The sequence below is a fragment of the Sphingobacterium sp. CZ-2 genome (genome assembly GCF_004526235.1).
GTDB lineage: Bacteria > Bacteroidota > Bacteroidia > Sphingobacteriales > Sphingobacteriaceae > Sphingobacterium > Sphingobacterium tenebrionis.
This window is the reverse complement of the sequence record NZ_CP038159.1, coordinates 1,996,455-2,016,469: the sequence shown is the minus strand read 5'-3', so window position 1 is coordinate 2,016,469 and position 20,015 is coordinate 1,996,455. Positions and strand designations below refer to the sequence as shown.

16 protein-coding genes and 1 riboswitch are annotated in these 20,015 nt (G+C 40.5%); of the genes, 14 read left to right on the top strand and 2 right to left on the bottom strand.

Annotated elements, in window-relative coordinates; genetic code table 11:
• The first annotated feature begins 19 nt into the window (after positions 1 to 19).
• Together E3D81_RS08910 and E3D81_RS08905 are read left to right on the top strand one after the other, a co-directional pair.
• The gene (locus E3D81_RS08910; RefSeq protein WP_134777188.1) at positions 20 to 2,158 is read left to right on the top strand and encodes a S46 family peptidase; all 2,139 of its coding nucleotides are present in this window, start codon (positions 20 to 22) and stop codon (positions 2,156 to 2,158) included.
• 127 nt (positions 2,159 to 2,285) lie between these two features.
• A complete protein-coding gene (locus tag E3D81_RS08905; protein ID WP_099365954.1) occupies positions 2,286 to 2,468 on the top strand; it encodes a histone H1 in 183 nt (60 codons plus the stop codon).
• Positions 2,469 to 2,539: 71 nt separating this feature from the next.
• Here E3D81_RS08905 and E3D81_RS08900 read toward each other — a convergent pair whose 3' ends face one another.
• Together E3D81_RS08900 and E3D81_RS08895 are read right to left on the bottom strand one after the other, a co-directional pair.
• Positions 2,540 to 3,325 carry a GLPGLI family protein gene (locus E3D81_RS08900; RefSeq protein ID WP_134777187.1) on the bottom strand — a complete coding sequence of 262 codons (786 nt, stop codon included), beginning with the start codon at positions 3,323 to 3,325 and terminating at the stop codon, positions 2,540 to 2,542.
• A gap of 2 nt (positions 3,326 to 3,327) precedes the next feature.
• Positions 3,328 to 6,117 (bottom strand): outer membrane beta-barrel protein, encoded by a 2,790-nt coding sequence (locus E3D81_RS08895; RefSeq protein ID WP_134777186.1) that lies wholly within the window; start codon positions 6,115 to 6,117, stop codon positions 3,328 to 3,330.
• 212 nt (positions 6,118 to 6,329) lie between these two features.
• Between E3D81_RS08895 and E3D81_RS08890 the strand changes: the two genes are divergently transcribed.
• The 12 genes from E3D81_RS08890 (at position 6,330) to E3D81_RS08835 (ending at position 20,002) form a co-directional block, all read left to right on the top strand.
• Entirely contained in the window at positions 6,330 to 7,700 is a 1,371-nt protein-coding gene (locus E3D81_RS08890) for a dipeptidase (protein WP_134777185.1), read from the top strand.
• Between the two features lie 290 nt (positions 7,701 to 7,990).
• A complete protein-coding gene (locus E3D81_RS08885; protein ID WP_134777184.1) occupies positions 7,991 to 8,716 on the top strand; it encodes a lysophospholipid acyltransferase family protein in 726 nt (241 codons plus the stop codon).
• Positions 8,717 to 8,841: 125 nt separating this feature from the next.
• Positions 8,842 to 9,063, top strand: coding sequence for a DUF2795 domain-containing protein (locus tag E3D81_RS08880; RefSeq protein WP_002996718.1), 222 nt, complete (start codon positions 8,842 to 8,844; stop codon positions 9,061 to 9,063).
• A 90-nt stretch (positions 9,064 to 9,153) separates the two neighbouring features.
• Positions 9,154 to 9,639, top strand: a complete 486-nt coding sequence (locus tag E3D81_RS08875) for a hypothetical protein (RefSeq protein WP_134777183.1) — start codon at positions 9,154 to 9,156, stop codon at positions 9,637 to 9,639.
• Between the two features lie 204 nt (positions 9,640 to 9,843).
• Positions 9,844 to 10,833 (top strand): anthranilate phosphoribosyltransferase, encoded by a 990-nt coding sequence (trpD, locus tag E3D81_RS08870; protein ID WP_134777182.1) that lies wholly within the window; start codon positions 9,844 to 9,846, stop codon positions 10,831 to 10,833.
• Entirely contained in the window at positions 10,826 to 11,455 is a 630-nt protein-coding gene (locus E3D81_RS08865) for a phosphoribosylanthranilate isomerase (RefSeq protein WP_134777181.1), read from the top strand. Before trpD ends, E3D81_RS08865 begins: the two co-directional genes overlap by 8 nt.
• Positions 11,448 to 12,632: a tryptophan synthase subunit beta gene (trpB, locus tag E3D81_RS08860; protein ID WP_134777180.1), complete on the top strand. Its 1,185-nt coding sequence runs from the start codon at positions 11,448 to 11,450 to the stop codon at positions 12,630 to 12,632. The genes E3D81_RS08865 and trpB overlap by 8 nt, the downstream gene beginning before the upstream one ends.
• Before the next feature lie 2 nt (positions 12,633 to 12,634).
• Positions 12,635 to 13,390: a tryptophan synthase subunit alpha gene (gene trpA / locus E3D81_RS08855; RefSeq protein ID WP_134777179.1), complete on the top strand. Its 756-nt coding sequence runs from the start codon at positions 12,635 to 12,637 to the stop codon at positions 13,388 to 13,390.
• Positions 13,391 to 13,885: 495 nt separating this feature from the next.
• On the top strand, positions 13,886 to 14,317 hold the full coding sequence (locus E3D81_RS17220) for an HYC_CC_PP family protein (protein WP_410528423.1): 432 nt from the start codon (positions 13,886 to 13,888) through the stop codon (positions 14,315 to 14,317).
• A 57-nt stretch (positions 14,318 to 14,374) separates the two neighbouring features.
• Entirely contained in the window at positions 14,375 to 17,077 is a 2,703-nt protein-coding gene (locus tag E3D81_RS08845) for a TonB-dependent receptor domain-containing protein (protein WP_134777177.1), read from the top strand.
• A gap of 140 nt (positions 17,078 to 17,217) precedes the next feature.
• A riboswitch (SAM riboswitch) is annotated at positions 17,218 to 17,317 on the top strand.
• A gap of 71 nt (positions 17,318 to 17,388) precedes the next feature.
• Positions 17,389 to 19,698 carry a 5-methyltetrahydropteroyltriglutamate--homocysteine S-methyltransferase gene (gene metE / locus E3D81_RS08840; protein WP_134777176.1) on the top strand — a complete coding sequence of 770 codons (2,310 nt, stop codon included), beginning with the start codon at positions 17,389 to 17,391 and terminating at the stop codon, positions 19,696 to 19,698.
• Between the two features lie 121 nt (positions 19,699 to 19,819).
• Positions 19,820 to 20,002 carry a hypothetical protein gene (locus E3D81_RS08835; RefSeq protein ID WP_099365967.1) on the top strand — a complete coding sequence of 61 codons (183 nt, stop codon included), beginning with the start codon at positions 19,820 to 19,822 and terminating at the stop codon, positions 20,000 to 20,002.
• Positions 20,003 to 20,015: the final 13 nt, after the last annotated feature.

The following is a 20,015-nucleotide window of genomic DNA, read 5'->3' as shown; positions in this document are numbered from 1 at the left end:
TACTACAAAATAGGTTGATATGAAAAAACTGGTATTATTATGTGTGCTGACCCTAGTTAGCACCTTCTCGTTTGCGGACGAGGGTATGTGGTTCCTGATGTATCTGAAAAAGATGAATGAGGCCGACATGCAAAAAAAAGGGTTGAAGCTTTCTGCTGAAGAGATATACAGCATTAACAACTCCAGCCTAAAAGATGCGATCGTACAATTCAACGGTGGATGTACAGCAGAGATCGTATCTGGAAGCGGATTGGTGTTCACCAACCACCACTGTGGTTATGGCGCCATCGCTGAATTATCTACGCCTGAAAACGACCATTTAACCAATGGTTTCTGGGCAAAAAACCATAGCGAAGAGCTAAAACCTAAATCTTTATTCGTTCGTTTCTTCGTTCGTATGGATGATGTTTCCAAACGTATTTTAGGATTGGTAAATGATAAAATGACCGAGAAGGAAAGAGAGAAAATCATTAACCAAGAGATTGCAAAGATCCAGGCAGAGAATAGTGAAGGTGGTAAATATGTGGTTTCTGTACGTCCTTTCTTCAACGGAAATGAATATTATTATTTCGTTTACCAAGATTATACCGATGTACGTTTAGTAGGTACTCCTCCGAACAGCATTGGTAAATTTGGTGGAGATACCGATAACTGGGAATGGCCACGCCACACCGGTGACTTCTCGATCTTCCGTGTATATGGTGATAAGAACGGTAACCCGGCAGAATACTCCAAAGAGAATGTACCATTGAAACCAAAACATTTCCTTCCGATCAGCATCAAAGGAATCAAAGAAGGTGATTTCTCCATGATCTTAGGATACCCTGGCCGTACCAACCGTTGGATGAATGCAGCAGGTATCGATCAGAATGTGAAATTCGCTTACCCGGCTTGGGTGGAAGCTTCGAAAGTGGGTATGGATGCCATGAAAAAATACATGGATAAAGACCAATCTGTTAAGATCAATTATGCCTCTAAATATTCTGGTGTTGCTAACTACTGGAAAAACAGACAAGGGATGATCGATGCATTAACGAAGCACAAGACCGCAGCTACAAAAGCAAAACAAGAGAAGAAATTCAACAAATGGGCGAACAAAGCAGTTAATAAAGCAGAATACGGCGATGTGATCAGCACGATTAATGAATATTATGCAAAAACCAATGAAAAGGCTAGACATGATAACTATTTAACAGGCATGATGCGTTCTTCTACTTTTGCTTCCCTACCTTATTCATTAAGTTCTGCATTGCAACAATATGCTAGCTTAGACCAAGCAAAACGTGCAGAATTAGCAACACGTTTACAAGCGTTCATCAATGACAATTACGATAAGGCCTATATGCCGTTGGAAGTAGATGTGTTGGCAGATGAGTTGAATCTTTATGCTGCAAAAGCAGGAAACATTGCTCCATACATCCGCGAGATGGCAAACAAAAACAATGGTAATTTCCAAGCAGATGTTCAACAAGCATTTGATAACAGTATATTCGGTTCTAAAGCGAAATTGGAAGCTTATTTGAAAAATCCAGATGCATCGAAAGTTACAAACGATCCTTTGTTAAAAATTTCTAATGCATTGGTAGAAAAAAGTCGTGAGAGCAATCCGGAGTTGGCAACATTGACGGATAAGTTCCAAGCGGCTACCCGTAAGTACATTGCAGGTGTATTGGAAATGGATCCAAAAGGAAAATATTACCCAGATGCAAACTCAACCTTACGCTTAACTTATGGTACCATTCGTGCCCTTCCTAAGGATGCTCGCAACGACGCCAAAGTAAATAATTACACGACCTTGAAAGGTACGATCGCGAAATACAAAGCAGGTGATGAAGAGTTCGATCTTCCTAAACGTTTAATGGAACTATATGAAAATAAGGACTATGGACGTTATGCAGACAAAGCTGGATACATGCCGGTGAACTTCTTGAGCGATCAGGATATCACAGGTGGTAACTCAGGTTCCCCGGTATTGAATGGCAATGGCGAACTTATTGGCTTAGCTTTTGATGGTAACATCGAGGCAATGGCTGGTGATGTGATTTTCGATCCTAAATTGCAACGTACAATTTCAGTAGATATTCGATACGTATTGTTCATCATCGACAAGTTCGCTGGAGCAACAAACATCATCGACGAATTGAAAATTGTGGAGTAATTGCCTCAAAACGGTGTTTTGAAACATAAAAAAAGATTACAAAATTCGCTTTGTTTGTATTCCTTTTGTATATTTATGATATATTAGAGAATTAATTAAGAAAAACTAAAATTATATTAATTAAAAAATGGAAAACTACACTAAATTAAAAGAGCTAGTAGCTTCTATCGAAGCTGACGCAGAAAAATTCTTCAACAACGGTAACTCTGCTGCTGGAACACGCGTGCGTAAAGGTTTACAAGACATCAAAACATTAGCACAAGAAATTCGTAACGAAGTAACTTCTAAGAAAAACGAAGGTAAAAAATAAGCTTGCTTATTTTTGAAAATAAAAAAGCCCGATTCCATTGAATCGGGCTTTTTTAGCTATTGGCTCCTCGTCTATAGGAATAGACTGGCCATCATGAGATCAATCTGTTTATCGGTCATCCATTGTCCCATTACTTCTTTCATTTTAGCCTTGACCTCTCTGCGGGTATTGGGCTTATCTTTTTTCTTGAAGATATCGGTCTTAATGGTAGGCGCGGTCATTTCCACTTTGGTTGCGTAGATGTTGAAGTGCTGCTCCGGAACCACAAACCCTAAGATCATCCCTGGTAAACCATGGATACTTCCCGGTCCTCCTGAAGTAGGGATCTGATCGGTATAGAAAGCAACCACATATACAGAATCTAAGGTAATTCCATTCGCACGGCGGCAATCGTAGCCAGCAATGTTTCTGTATTCATTGGTAATCTTCCATTTTACGTCCGTTAAGCTATCCTGAACAACGATGGCAGAACCACCAAAATCCATCGCCATGGATACTTGTTCTTTTTCCAGGTTTTGATAGACTTTAGCCCCATTATCCAACATCATCAGCATTTGGGTAACCAATTGGTTCTGTTCACGAGGCATCGGTTCAAAATAGGTTTCATTGCCACGGAAGGATAACTTCCTTTCCAAAACAGCTGTCTCCGGAGATTTTGATACCATTTGTTCCATATACGTCCGCGACATATCCCCGTCCTTTAAACTGTTCATATAACGTCTCATCAAGTTCTTGATGTGGATGGTCTTTTCGTATGTAATTGCTCCCTCAGTTGGGAAATAGGCGTATTGTGCTTGCGCCGCTTGCAAACCTAGGCCTAGAAAAAATAAAACGGCTATATATAAATGCTTTTTCATGATTAATTTACTCCTATCATTTTAGTGAACTCCCAAGTTAACTTCAACATGTAATACCTGGAGATGGTGTTGTAGGTATTCTGTGTAATCGCTCCGTTGTACTGCGATCTGCTGAACCCTTTATTCTGATTGAACACATCATTTACATAAAAGTCTAAGATCAGACCTTCACTTTTCAAGAATTTCTTGGAAATCCCCGGTTTGAAAAGAATACGTTCAAAACGCTCAGGTAAAGCATCCGTAGGTGCTTCGTAGTCATAAGTACCCTCTCCATATAAGGTAATTTTCCAAGGAAGGTAAGCTTTCACCGTCAGATCACTGTTGAAGGTGAATCCGTCACTGTTACGTTCTGGGTTCAACGAAGTTTTCAAGGTACGGAACCCTGGTGTAAAGGTCCAGTTGAAATCTACTTTCTTCGTCGTGTTTCTTTCAAAACCGATGCTCAGTCCGTAATTAAAATTGTCATTTACGTTCTCCGCAAACTCATCAGAAGGATTCGCAATTGTTCTATCGTTAATATAATTATAGTATCTATTGTATGAGGCATTCAGATTGAAGTTGGATTTTAATTGCCATTTACGGATCAGGTCAAATCCGGCACCTCCATAAACCGATACATTGGTGGAGTTTTTATCCATATTCTCGTAATAAAGCTTCCTTAAACCTCCTTTTTCGATCACCACATTGGTCTGGATCGCATCGATGGTCTGTCCTGCATTTGCCCATAGGTAGATATATTTACCTTTCATCATATCCCAGGAGTTGAACCCTAACCCGAAGCTACTTGATTTGGAAGGAACCAGGTTTTCATTACCAAAATATTCGTTCATCTGGTCCGTATTCTGACGTAATGGTTGAATCTGGAACAGCGAAGGCAAACTATTGCGATAGCTATAATTTAAGTTAATACGTTTAGATTTTGAAATGTTGTATCGCAAATAAGCGTTCGGGTTATAGGTCAGATAATCCCTGCTCAGCCCTGTATTTGCATAATTGTTCATTTGGCTCAAGTCATCATGACGAAGCACATTATTCAGATACACATCGATCTTTTCCGTCTTATATCCAAAACCGATTCCTCCGGAATTGCGGGTGGTGTTAAAGTTGAAGTCATTACTGAATTCATCATCCAATACCGTATAGCCACCACTTGCATCCTTATTGAAGGAATTTACAATGGCATGGGTTTTAGAGGATGCAAACTCATAATTGAAGGAGGTTCTGAAAAGCTTGCCCAAAGGTTCTGTATACGTCACGGAAGAAACGATGTTATCCGAATTGGACGTCTTATTCTTCAATTGATCGATTACTTGGGAAGTTCCCAAAGCATAATTGTTGTTTTCAGATTCCAATAAAAGATCGCCTTCGTCTTCTGAATTATTACCTGCGAAACGCAAAGCCAATGAACGGCCTTCTTTCTTGAATTTACGAGTTAGATAGGCATCGTAGGAAACGTTTTGCGTTGTTGTCTCCCCACGTTGCTCACTACTGTTATCCGATACTTTTGTACCATCCTGGAAAGTCTCCCCATTTACCATTAAACTATTGGTATTCTTTTCTCTTGAGCCAGAAACCTTTAGCGTCAATGCCGTTAATGAATCGATCGCATAATCGTATTTGGTATTGAAACGATGTCTATTCGCATCTGTTTGATTATTGTTGGTGGTATTGCTGTTCAAATAGCCACCTTCGGTTGGCGTCTCGCGGATAAAATTATCCGAAAAATTATTTTCGATCTGACCATACTTATAGCTTAAGTTCAACTTATGCTTTTTGTCTTTCCAAGCATCCATATAAGATACCCCACCGGTCAAAGCCTTCGGTTGTCCCTTTCCATTCCAATTGCTGAAAGCATCACCACCGAAGCTGAAGTTTACCCCTCCATCTTCCATAACCTCTATTCCACCATCGCCCATTCCAAACTTCTCTTCATCTTCCCAACCTAAGCTGATGGTTCCATCATTGGCACCCACTCCAAAAGCGGAGATTTTAGTCGATCCTTTGAATCGGTTTAAGGCTAATTTTCCTAAGTAGAAACCATTATCACCATCGGTACCCCCTCCGGCTTCCGCTTTTCCGAACATACCGTTCTTCGCTTCTTCCTTCAATTTCACATTGATGGTTTGCACACGCGTTCCATCATCCACGCCTGTACGTTCAGCCGCTTCCGTTTTCTTCTCATATACCTGCACCTTATCCACCATATCCGAACGGATATTACGGGTCACTAAGGTAGGATCGTCTCCGAAGAATTCTTCTCCGTCAACCAATACCTTTTCTACAGTCTTACCCTGCGCGGTAATCTTTCCACTCGCATCGACCGAAATCCCTGGCAATACCTTTAAAAGATCCTCCACCTTCGCATTCTTTTCCGTTGCAAAGCTGGATGCGTCATATTCGACCGTATCCCCTTTGACCACGACCGGAATCTTTCCGGTCACCAAAACTTCTTCGATCAAACTGGCGGCGGATTGTAAACTGATCTGTCCCAATGCCAAATCACCAGTTCCTTTTTTGATGTTCTGGAAGTACTCACCAAATTTTGGATAGCTTACGATCAATAGGTAATCTGCCGTATCCGGATTGTTGATACTGAACTTACCATCTTGATTTACTCGGGCAAAATCCACCAAAATGGAATCTTTAGCCTGCAATAGCATCACGCTGGCATTGCTAAGTTTTGTTTTGTCGGTTTCTGAAAGAATCTCTCCAGTAATTTTTTTCTGGGCAAAAGTCTGCAAGGAGATCAAACCGAAAAAGAGGGTTAGAAAAACGCTTGTAAAAAATTTCATAGAATTAATAAAAAAGTTCAAAGGATTAAATGGTACGCAAAATTATCACAAAACTGAGAAATACGGTTAAAAGCATTTCGTTTTAACAAATAATTAACAGCAATCGGATAGCTAGCTGATCCATTCAATTCATTTCATTTGTCGACCCTGGGGGCAATTTGTTACAGCCTTACTAAAATATATTTCATTACATTTGTAAAAACCCATTAAAAATGCAAAATATCAAAGACTATGTAGAAGCAAATAAGGATCGCTTCTTAGAAGAATTATTTGAATTATTGCGCTTTCCGTCAGTAAGTGCAGACCCTCAATTTAAAGAAGGCGTATTGAACACCGCGGAATTTGTAGCACAAAAACTTAAAGATGCAGGAGCAGATAATGTAGAGATTTGTCCTACAGCAGGCTACCCAATTGTATACGGAGAAAAAATCTTCGACCCATCTTTACCTACTGTTTTGGTTTATGGACACTACGATGTGCAACCGGCAGATCCTATTGAACTATGGGAGACTCCACCATTTGAACCTACCGTACGTGATGGTAAAATCTATGCTCGTGGTGCAGCTGATGATAAAGGTCAGTTCTACATGCACGTGAAAGCTTTCGAATACATGATGAAGAACGATGCTTTGGCATGTAATGTTAAATTCATGATCGAAGGTGAAGAGGAAGTTGGTTCGGCCAACTTAGGTATTTTTGTAAGTGCCAATAAAGAACGTTTAAAAGCCGATGTGATTGTTATTTCGGATACTTCGATGATCAGCTTGGAAAGCCCATCGTTGGAAACAGGTCTTCGTGGACTATCTTACGTAGAGGTAGAGGTAACTGGTCCAAACCGCGACCTTCACTCTGGTGTTTACGGTGGAGCAGTTGGAAACCCAGCAACCATCCTGGCTAAAATGATCGCTTCTTTGCATGATGAAAACAACCACATCACCATCCCAGGATTTTATGATGATGTGTTAGAATTGACTGAAGCAGAAAGAAAAGCATTGAACGAAGCGCCATTTGATATCGAAACCTATGAAGAAGATTTAGGTGTTCAGGAATTATGGGGCGAGAAAGGATTCACAACGATCGAGCGTACCGGTATCCGTCCTACTTTGGAGGTAAATGGTATCTGGGGTGGATATATCGGTGAAGGTGCAAAAACAGTTTTACCTTCTAAAGCCTTCGCAAAAATCTCTATGCGTTTGGTTCCTAACCAAAACTCGGAGCGTATCACGAAATTATTCAAAGACCATTTTGAAGCCATCGCTCCAAAATCGGTAAAAGTAGAAGTAAAACCTCATCATGGTGGCGAGCCAGTGGTTACTCCTACCGATAGCATCGCCTATAAAGCAGCAGAGAAAGCACTTGAAGAAACATTCAACAAAAAACCTATACCTACTCGTGGTGGTGGCTCGATTCCAATCGTTGCCCTATTCGAGAAAGAATTAGGTATTAAAACCGTATTGTTAGGTTTCGGACTAGACAGCGACAACCTGCACTCCCCTAATGAAAAATATGGCATTGAAAACTACCTAAAAGGTATCGAAACAATTCCATTGTTCCATAAATACTATGCGGAAATGTGGCGATAGCTCAGCTATCGCTCGCTAGTATTTAGTATATAGTAGTTAGTATTTAGACCTATGTCTTCTAGAAGTAGTTAGTATATAGTAGTTAGTATTTAGACCTATGTCTTCTAGAGGTATTTAGTATATAGTAGTTAGTATTTAGACCTATGTTTGTTAAAAAAGATTTTGAATATTTAAATAATTTTAAAGTTTTAAATGAACTATTAAGCCGCCAGGGTCTAAATACTAAATACTTACTACTAAATACTCAAAACCGGTCTAAATACTAAATACTTACTACTAAATACTCCTCCATGCATAGGTTTTTCTATTTCGCTGCGGTACTATTTTTCTACATCCTCAGCTACCCTATTCTTTATTTTTTAGCGAAAAACCCGGAGAAGCATTACAACTCTATTGTATGGTTCCGTAAATGGATCAGTGTGACCAGTTTATACCTGGTGGGTATAAGGATTAAAGTGCATTATGAAGAACCGGTAGATTGGTCCCAAAATTACATCATCTGCCCGAACCATACATCTATACTGGACATTACGGCGTTGACCTACTTGTGTCCAAAACCTTTTTCTTTTATTGGAAAGATCGAATTGATGGACAATCCGGTTACCAGGATATTCTTCCGTACGATCGATATTCCTGTTAAGAGGGAAAGTAAGATATCCTCCTTTAAAGCATATAAGCGTGCGACCGAATTGCTACAACAGGGAAAAAACGTGGTTATTTTCCCGGAAGGAAAAATAGACGATGGTTATCCGCCGATACTTCATCCTTTTAAAGCCGGCGCCTTTAAAATGGCGGTAGAAAACAATATCCCCATCCTTCCTGTGGTGATCCACAATGCCTGGAAAATCATGTTTGATGATGGATCAACATATGGATCCAGACCCGGCGTAATTGAAATCACGGTATTAAAACCTATACAGACCGACCCGAAACTGCATGATAACGATAAGAGTTTTGAGCAGGAAGTCTACGAAAAAATGAATAAAGTCTGGACGGAATACAATAACCGTAAATAAATTTTTCATTTTAGAAATCTGATTATCTGATACATACACCCATTAACAAAGAATTAAAGGGAAATTTCTTGCATTAGTTAAATTAAATATTATTTTTGCGAAAAATGTAACTTAATTAAAGAGATATGTATTGGACACTTGAATTAGCTTCGCATTTAGAAGACGCTCCTTGGCCGGCTACCAAAGATGAATTGATTGATTATGCTATCCGTTCTGGCGCACCTGTTGAAGTGATTGAAAATCTTCAAGCGTTGGAAGACGATGGTGAACCATACGAGAACATCGAGGAAATCTGGCCGGATTATCCAACAAAAGATGATTTCTTTTTCAATGAAGATGAATATTAAATTCAAATAAAAAGCGCCTTTTTATCAAGAGGCGCTTTTTATTTAATCCTTTTATGTTTTTATTGGTCAAAGATTCTAAATAAATTAAACATGAAACCGGATTTACTGTATTTGATATTGTCCATCAGTCCTTTGATCTCTTTCGCACAGGCAAAACCTAATCAGGCTAAAATGGAGCATATGGAAAGCAAATCAAGCAAGGAAAATCTATCCTTGGTCAAGAATTTTATACATGACCTAGCAAACGAAGAGAATGCATTGGATGTGATCCTTAGTCAATATGTTACCGTAAATGACCCTTCCGATGAGATGTATGATTACCTGGAAGTTAGTCTTCAGGAAATCAGAATCAATTTGATGACCAAAAAACTGGAGAATATACAATATAAGACCTACAGTCAATTACCACGTAAGGAGGTTCGGGATATCGATCCAGAGGATATGGATGTGAATAACATGTACTTTCTATACCATAAGGACCGGTTGGTGACCAGCATTTATGTGGAAGAAGGAAAAATAGCTTCTTTTACCTTGGTTTCTAAAGGAGAAGAGATGGCTCATTTTGTTACCTATTAACAAAAAATCATTTTTTTAATTGATTTCTTGCAAATATCAAAACAATCGTTGATATTTGTTTCACTTACAATGAAAGCACAACAGTTCAATACAATTTGGTGGTGGCACAACAATTAATGTTGTGGCAATGACCTATTGAATGAATTAATGAACTCAAAAAATAGCGGGCTTGCCTTATAGGCAAGCCTTTTTTTATGCAATGATATGAAAGAAATTTTAGCCCATTTATTTGAATATAAGTCTTTTACAAGAAAAGAAGCTTACGATATCCTCACAAATATCGCGACCGGGAAATACGATTCGCATCAAATCGCGGCATTCATGACCATCTACGGCATGCGCAGCATCCGCGTAGAAGAATTGGGTGGTTTTCGCGATGCCATGTACGATTTATGTCATAAACTTGATTTCGATGGCTATGACCTGATCGATATGTGCGGTACAGGTGGAGATGGAAAAAACACCTTCAACATATCCACTTTATCCTCCTTTGTCGTGGCGGGTGCTGGCTATAAAGTAGCCAAACACGGTAATGTAGGGGTATCATCGGGCTGTGGATCTTCCAATGTGATGGAATCCTTAGGTTATACCTTTACCGCAGACAGCGATGCCTTAAAGAAACAGCTTGACGAAGCCAATATCTGTTTCCTACATGCCCCACTCTTCCACCCTGCCATGAAAACTGTGGCCCCAATCCGTCGGGCATTAGGGGTGAAGACCTTCTTCAATATGCTCGGCCCATTAACGAATCCTGCCAATCCCAAATTCCAATCGGTTGGGGTATTCAATCTAGAACTCGCAAGGCTATATGCTTACCTGTATCAGAACAGCAATAAACAATATAGCATCATCCATTCCATGGATGGATACGATGAAATATCCCTGACCGGCGATTTCAAAGTGATCAACAATGCGGGTGAGAATTATTATACAGTAGAGGAATTAGGTTTCCAACCTGTTGCAGCGGCAGATCTGGCCGGTGGAGATCAGGTAGAAGAATCGGCGAATACCTTCAAGAAGATCATTCAAGGTGAAGGCACAGATGTACAGAACAATGTAGTGATGAGCAATGCCGCCTTCGCCATCAAAACTTTCCATCCGGAAAAAAGCTTTGCCGATTGCTACTATGAAGCCGAAGCATCCTTATTGGGATTAAAAGCAGAAGAGAGCCTTAAAAAACTGATAAATGCCTAAGAGAAATATATTGATCAAGGTATGTGGCATGCGAGACCCTGAGAATATCAAGGAACTGGCCGGCTTACCTCTTGATTACATTGGCCACATTTTTTATCCGAAATCCGCTCGCTATGTGGGCAACCTGTCGACATTAGCAGATGCTCCAGGATTAAAGAAAACGGGCGTTTTTGTAAATGCCAGCCTATCGGAAATTACGTCGGCAATAAAACAATACGACCTGAAGGTCATCCAATTGCATGGCGATGAGTCACCGGCATTGGCAAAAGACCTTAAAGGGTTGGGAATGGAAGTCATCAAGGCATTTGGCATTGATGAGGATTTTGACTGGACTAAGGTATCCCCTTTTCTAGATCAGGTAGATTACCTCCTTTTCGACAGCAAGAGCGCAGCCTACGGCGGTACAGGCCATACCTTCAATTGGGAGAAATTAACATCTTATCCCTATCAAAAACCTTATTTCCTAAGTGGCGGACTTTCCTTAGAAAACCTTTCCGAGGCATTGGCATTTGATGATGCCAGATTAGTTGGCCTGGATCTAAACTCCAAATTCGAACTCGAGCCGGGATTAAAAGATATCGAAAAAATAAAAGAAGCATTGAAAACCATACACCATGAGTAAATATCAAGTAAACCAAAAAGGGTATTATGGCCCATTCGGAGGAGCATACATCCCCGAAATGCTGTATCCCAATGTAGAAGAATTACAACAACAATACCTTTCCATCATAGAAGACCCTTCGTTTAAGGAAGAGTTTGAACAATTATTACGGGATTATGTAGGCCGTCCATCCCCTTTGTATCCAGCAAAAAGGCTATCGGAAAAATACGGTACCAATATTTTCCTGAAGCGTGAAGACCTGAACCATACCGGAGCGCATAAGATCAACAATACCATCGGTCAGATTCTCTTGGCAGAAAAACTGGGCAAGAAACGGATCATTGCCGAAACCGGCGCTGGGCAGCATGGTGTGGCAACTGCGACAGTCTGTGCCCTGAAAGGTTTGGAATGTGTGGTGTATATGGGTGAGATCGACATTCAGCGTCAGGCGCCAAATGTTGCCCGGATGAAAATGATGGGAGCTACGGTCATTGCGGCCACTTCGGGCAGCAAAACATTAAAAGATGCGACCAATGAAGCCTTAAGAGATTGGATAAACAATCCGGTGGATACCCACTACATCATCGGTTCGGTGGTTGGACCACATCCCTATCCCGACATGGTGGCGCGCTTTCAGTCCATCATTTCTGAAGAAACCCGGAAGCAACTGTTGGAAAAAACCGGAAAAGCGACCCCAGACATCGTGATGGCCTGTGTAGGCGGAGGATCGAATGCAGCAGGGATGTTCTACCATTTTTTGGATGATGAGGATGTTCAGATCATAGCTGTGGAAGCAGCAGGTCATGGTGTTGACAGTGGCGAATCAGCTGCTACCACCCAATTGGGACAAGAAGGCGTGCTACATGGCAGTCGCTCCATCCTGATGCAGACCGAAGATGGCCAGGTGATTGAACCTTATTCCATTTCGGCCGGGCTCGATTACCCTGGTATTGGCCCACAACATGCCTGGTTGTTCAAATCTGGAAGAGGGACTTATGTCAGTGCTACCGATGAGGAAGCGATGAATGCGGGACTACTTCTGACCAAATTGGAGGGGATCATCCCAGCGATCGAAAGCTCCCACGCCTTAGCGCATTTGGAGAAGATGACTTTTAAAGGCGATGAAACCGTCGTGATCTGTCTTTCCGGACGTGGCGACAAGGATCTTGATAATTATATGAAATACTTTGGCTTTTAACCATGATGCAGATAAACAAACAAGCAAACGGATTGCTATCCATCTATTTTACCGCCGGTTATCCATCCTTGGACAGTACCTTGGATATTGCCGAGGCGCTCGAAAAAGCAGGTGCAGATTTTTTGGAAATCGGTTTCCCCTATTCCGACCCTGTGGCCGATGGACCAACTATACAGCATAGTTCGGAAGAAGCCCTAAAAAATGGCATGACCCTGAACATTCTTTTTGAACAATTAAAAGACCTCCGGATTAGGGTTTCCATTCCTGTCTATTTAATGGGTTATGTAAATCCCGTTATTCAATACGGGGTAGAGAATTTTTGTAATAAATGTAAGGAGGTCGGTGTAAACGGAACAATCATCCCTGATCTACCGATGTATGAATACGAGGAACTTTACCAGGATGTATTTAAAGAAAATGGAATCAGCAATATCTTTTTAGTAACTCCCCAGACTTCGGAAGCACGCATCCGTAAGATCGATGATCTTTCTACCAGCTTTATTTACCTGCTATCCTCCAATGCCACAACAGGAAAGCAATTGGCCATACAGGAGCAATCGGAAGCTTATTTCAAAAGAATTAAAGACATGGATTTGAAAAATCCGGTTGTAATTGGATTTGGTATCCATGATCGGGATACATTCCGAAAAGCAACGAGCTATGTGAATGGAGCCATTGTTGGGACAGCATTCGTAAAACTATTGGCAGCCGATAGTTATTTGGACAAGATTTCGGACTTTATTCAAGGCATAAAATAATCTTCTTTTAGTTCAGAAATACAATTTCCAAAATACGAACGCTGTACAAGTAAATTCCAAGTACTATGTAAGTGAGTTGTAAGTGCATAAAGTCACTTACAACTCACTTACACCTCACTTAAATCAAGACCAAAATCTATTTTTCAAAGGGCATAATTAAGCCTTCCAAAAAAAAGAGGCTGTATCATTTTTATGACACAGCCTCTTCATAAATTCCAATATTTACAGGATTGGAATTTATGGGCAGCATTTCCCGAGATTAATTTACTCTTCTTAAGATTTTGTTGAAAACGAAAAATACCAAGCCCGCAGCGCATGTTAAGCCTACAACGCCAACATACAGCAAGTTTGGATGTGCAGCTAAAGTTTCCATAAATTATTAGGTTTATTACATTAAGTTGAGTCCAATATAAAAACCAATTTTTTTACACGCAAGAATTAATTAAAATAATTTATCAACATTTTCCCATAACAATTGTTATATTTGGATAATCTATGCGAAAAATTATTGCCATATTACTCCTAATGATTTATTCTGTATGCAGTACGGGGGCAACAATTTATCTCCACTATTGTGGAAAATCGACATTTCTATCGCTAGATCAATCCACCAAAGTATCACATGAGAATTGTCCTAATTGTTCAAAATGCCAGGACAAAACTTCCCATAAACACGGTGATTCCTGTAAGAAAGGATGTTGTCAGGACAAGGAATTAAGCTTGAAATCGGACAGCGAACAATTACAGTCAAAATCCACCTTTACAGATTTAATCAATTTTGCGCCAGCAGTGGTTCTGATCCCTTGGATCATGGAACAATGGAAAATCTTTGTTGATGATCCTGACCAAGAGTACCACAGTTTGGCCTTTATTCCTATTCAGGATCTCGAACCCGTCTACATCTTAAACTGCACGTATAGAATTTAGTATCGAATTGACTCCAAATATTTAAACATTATTTGAATCAATTTTTTATTAAATTTTATGAATACCCTTAAAAATTATTTATTAATAACATTTATCCTATTGGGCAATCTGGCATTTGCGCAGACCAATACGGTAGAATTTGAAGTGGCCGGAAATTGCGGCATGTGTAAAAAACGAATTGAGAAGGCAGGAAAAGATGGCGGTGCAAGCAGCATCACCTGGGATCAGGCAACCCAAAAGGCCAAAGTAACCTTTGACAGCAAAAAAACCACAGTAGATAAAATAAAGAAATCCATTGCTGATGCTGGGCACGACACAAAAGAGTTCCGTGCTTCGCAAGAGGTATATGACAAATTGCATGAATGCTGTCTATATGAACGTATGGGTGCCGATGGTATCAAAAAAGAAGATGACCATGAAGGACATGATCACGATGACCATGAAGGTCACGATCATGCATCCCACGAAGGACACGACCATGATGAACATGAAGGCCATGACCATGCTAAGAAAGCGGATGACAAAGGTGGACATGACCATGATCACGACCATGAGGTGACCGGTGTAGTAGTTAATGAAAATGATCGTGGTGATCTGACCCCAATTTCTGATGTTACCGTTTATTGGAAAGAAGATCCTTCCAAAAAAATAAAGAGTAATGAGAATGGTGTGTTCAAGATCATGCACGTAAAACCATATCGTTACTTGGTAGTAACCCACGCCAGCATGAATTCGGATACGGTGGAGGTTAAGAACCTACATGATATCGTGATGATCCAGGCGAAGAACAATGTATTGAAGGAGATCGTTGTTTCGAGAAGACAGAAATCGAACTATATCAATAAGCTAAGTCCTGTGCGTGTGGAAACCATCACGGCAAAAGAGCTTTTCAAAGCTGCCTGTTGTGATCTTTCGGAAAGTTTTTCTACCAACGCATCAGTTGATGTGGTAAGTAGCGATGCGGTAACCGGAAGTAAACAGATCCAGATGTTGGGATTAAGTGGTATCTATACGCAGTTGACTGTAGAAAACCTACCAGGTCCGCGTGGTTTTGCCTCTCCCCTTGGTTTGAACAGTATCGCTGGTACTTGGATCGAAGCGATCAACATCAGTAAAGGTATCGGTTCTGTTGCCAATGGATTCGAGAACATGGCTGGACAGATCAATGTGGAATTGAAAAAACCACACAATACCGATAAATTATATTTCAATGCCTACGCCAATAATATGGGCCGTACGGATATCAACCTGAATGTTGCTACCCACCTGAACGAAAAATGGTCAGTAGGATTGTTGCTGCATGACAACTTCATGTACAATAAGAAGATGAACTTCAGCGACAATGGATTTAGGGATATGCCGGTTGGAAACCTATTCTCCGGTATCAATAGATGGCATTATGAAAATGGAAAAGGTGTCATTGCACAATTTGGGGTAAAATTCCTACATGATGACCGTGTTGGTGGACAGATCGATTTCAATGAAGACACCGACAAGTTTACGACCAACCAATATGGCTTGGGCTTCAAAAACGAGCGTATTGAAGGTTTTGGTAAACTAGGTTATGTATTCCCGACCAACAAACACCGTAGTATCGGTCTACAATTATCAGCAAGCCGCTATAAACAGGAAAGTTTCTTCGGATTGAATGCTTACGACAATGAGCAGAAATCCATGTATGCCAACTTATTGTTCCAGGATATCATTTCCGATGTGACCCATAAATACAAAGTGGGTGCATCCATCCAATATGATGATATGGATGAGCAGTTAAGCCGTGTGAACAGCACAAATGATTACGATTATAACTTCGGAAGAAAAGAATCGGTTGCGGGTGCATTCTTAGAATATACCTTTAGCCCTTCGGAGAAATTCGATGCGGTATTGGGTATCCGCCAGGATTACAATAACCTATATGGTTGGTTCACCACACCACGCGCGGTATTGCGTTATGAGCCTATCTTAGGAACCACTTTCCGTATCAGTTCAGGACGTGGACAACGTACAGCGAATGTTTTTGCAGAGAACTTAGGTGTTTTTGCATCCAGCCGTACTATTAAAGACTTGGCCCAATTGGTGTCTGGTGAAGCAGCTTATGGATTAAAACCAGAGGTTTCTTGGAATACAGGCTTTACATTTGACCAGAGTTTCCAATTGTTCGGTCGTGAGTCTGGCTTATCATTAGAATTGTTCCACAACAACTTCCAGAACCAGGTCGTGGTTGATTTCGAAAACCCACGAGAAGTAGCATTCTATAATCTCGATGGCAAATCCTATTCGAACAGTGTTCAGGCAGAATTCCGTTTCATGCCGGCACAGCACTTCGAAGCACGTTTTGCATACCGTATGTTGGATGTACAGACCGAATATACTTCCGGAAAATTACAGAAACCATTGACAGCAAAACACCGTGGATTCATGAACTTGGCCTACAACCTACATTCGGGATGGAGTTTTGATTATACCTTGAATGTGGTGGGCAAGAAACGTCTTCCAAGTACGGTAGGTAATCCAGAGGCGTATCAATTGGCAACGGAATCAGATGCTTATGTTACGATGAACGCTCAGGTGAGCAGAACATTTGGAAAGAACAAGAATTTTGATGTGTATGTTGGTGGTGAGAACCTGAGCAACTACTTCCAAAAAGATCCGATCTTGGCACATGACAACCCGTTTGGTGCTAATTTCGACACGAATTTAGTGTGGGGTCCGATAGTAGGTAGAATGTTCTATACCGGTATCAGATACCATATTAAGTAAAAAGGTAAAATATTTATTAAGTAATAGCATGAAGAGCCTCTGGTGTAAAAGCTGGGGGCTTTTTCTGTTTTAGCAGGGGATAAATAAAAGATATAGAAATATTTTTTTGTTAATATAAAATCTTATCCCTACCTTAGCACCGCTTATAGAGAAAGGCAGAGGGACTAGACCCGATGAAGCCTTAGCAACCTGTCCCTTGACAAGGTGCTACATTCTACCTCTAAAGAGGAACGATAAGCTGGACTCACTAATCCTTAGGAGCCTTCTCTTAGCAAACGACTTTAGTAAAAATTAATTAAGTAAAATACTTTATGTTATTAACGAACAATTTAGGTTACCCACGTGTGGGCGCGTTCCGCGAGCTAAAGAAAGCTAATGAAGCTTACTGGGCAAAAAAAATCAGCGCGGAAGAATTATTGCAAGCTGGACTGAAAATCCGTGAAGGCAATTGGAAGACTCAAAAAGATGCAGGCATCGATTTGATCCCTTCTAACGATTTCTCATTCTACGATCAAGTATTAGACCTATCCTTAACTGTAGGCGCTATCCCTGCTCGTTACAACTCCCTTTTGAACAAAATCGATCGCCAGTATAACTTAGACCTATACTTCGCGATGGCTCGTGGTTTCCAAGAAGGTGGTGTCGATGTGACCGCTATGGAAATGACCAAATGGTTCGATACAAACTACCACTATATCGTTCCTGAATTCGTTAAAAACCAAGAATTCAAATTGACTTCAGAGAAATTCCTAAGCGAATACAATGAGGCAAAACAACAAGGTATTGAAACTAAACCGGTGATCATCGGCCCAATCACTTACTTATTATTAGGTAAAGAAAAAGAAGCTGGATTCAACCGTATCGATCTTATCGATAGTTTATTACCTGTTTACGAAGAAATCTTAGCAAAATTGGCTGATGCTGGCGCTCAATACGTACAGATCGACGAGCCTTTCTTAGCTTTGGATATCGACGATGCTACCCGTGCGCTATACGCAAAAGTTTTCGAAAAACTTGCTGCAGCAGCTAAAGGCATCAAATTAATCGTTGCAACTTATTTCGAGGCATTACGTGATAACGAAGATACTGCTTTGGCACTTCCTGTACACGCGCTTCACCTGGATCTAGTTCGTGGTGAAGATCAACTCGACTCTATATTAGCGAAAGTTCCTGCTAACCTAACCCTTTCCTTAGGGGTGGTTGAAGGCCGTAACATTTGGAAAAATGATTACGAAAAATCCTTGACAAAAATCAACCAAGCAGTTGAGAAATTAGGAAAAGACCGTGTATGGGTTGCTCCTTCTTCTTCTCTATTGCACGTTCCTTTTGACTTGGACAACGAAAACAACGAAGAGTCTCTTCCTGCGGAAGTTAAAAACTGGTTAGCGTTCGCTAAACAGAAATTAGCTGAAGTAAAAGACTTAGCGGTATTGGCAGAAGGTGAAGTAGATGCAGCAACACAAAAACGTTTCGAAGCCAACAAAGCAGCAAACGAAAGCCGCCGTACTTCTCCATTGATCCACAAACCAGAAGTTAAAACCCGTGTAAACAACATCACTGATGAAGACGCTACACGTACTTCTAAATTCAATGATCGTAAAAAAGCGCAAAAAGCGAAGTTCAATCTTCCTGATTATGCAACTACGACTATCGGTTCCTTCCCACAAACCAAAGATGTTCGTAAATGGAGAGCTGATTTGAAAAAAGGTGCTATTTCCCAAGAACAATACGATAAAGAAATTGCTGAAGAAACAGAAAGAACCATCCGTTTACAAGAGCAATTGGATATCGATGTATTGGTACATGGTGAATTTGAGCGTAACGACATGGTGGAATACTTCGGTGAGCAATTAGCAGGTTATGCATTCACTCAAAACGGTTGGGTTCAATCATACGGTTCTCGTTGTGTGAAACCTCCGATTATTTATGGTGATGTTTACCGTCCTGAAGATATGACTGTTCGTTGGTCTGCTTATGCACAATCATTGACCAACCGTCCGGTAAAAGGAATGTTAACTGGTCCTGTTACTATTCTTCAATGGTCTTTCGTACGTAACGATCAACCTCGTTCAACCACGACTTACCAAATCGCATTAGCGATCCTTGATGAGGTTCAAGCTTTGGAAAAAGCAGGTATCAAAATCATTCAGATCGATGAGCCAGCTATCCGCGAAGGATTACCATTGCGTAAAGCTGATCAACAAGCGTATTTGGATTGGGCTGTACGTTCATTCCGTGTATCTTCTTCGAATGTGGATGATGATACGCAGATCCATACACACATGTGTTACTCTGAGTTCAATGATATCATCCAAGATATCGCAGCAATGGATGCTGACGTAATTACGATCGAGACTTCACGTTCTCAAATGGAATTATTGGATGCTTTCGCTGACTTCAAATATCCAAATGATATTGGTCCTGGTGTTTATGATATCCACTCGCCACGCGTTCCTAGCACAGAAGAGATGGTAGACCTATTGCGTAAAGCAAAAGCGGTTGTTCCTTCGGAGCAATTATGGGTTAACCCTGACTGTGGTTTGAAAACTCGTGCATGGCCGGAAACTAAAGCAGCATTGGAATCTATGGTAGAAGCTGCCAAGATTTTAAGAGCTGAATAAGCCTACGCATTTTTGATTATAAAATATAATTTGTTTTCAGGCCGAACGTTATGTTCGGCCTGATTTTTTTTGGTCAAACCTTTTCCATGCCTTATTGTTTATTAATAAAGACAATTGCACTATGAAAAGAATCAACGGAGTATTATTATTATTTTTAATGACGAATTTATTGACTGGATGTTCCGTTATTGAGGGGATATTTAAGGCAGGTCTATGGTCAGGGATCATCTTCGTCGTTGTTATTGTTGCCTTATTGATCTGGTTGATCACCCGTTTTATGGGTGGCGGTGGAAATAGACAATAGTTAACTTAAAATT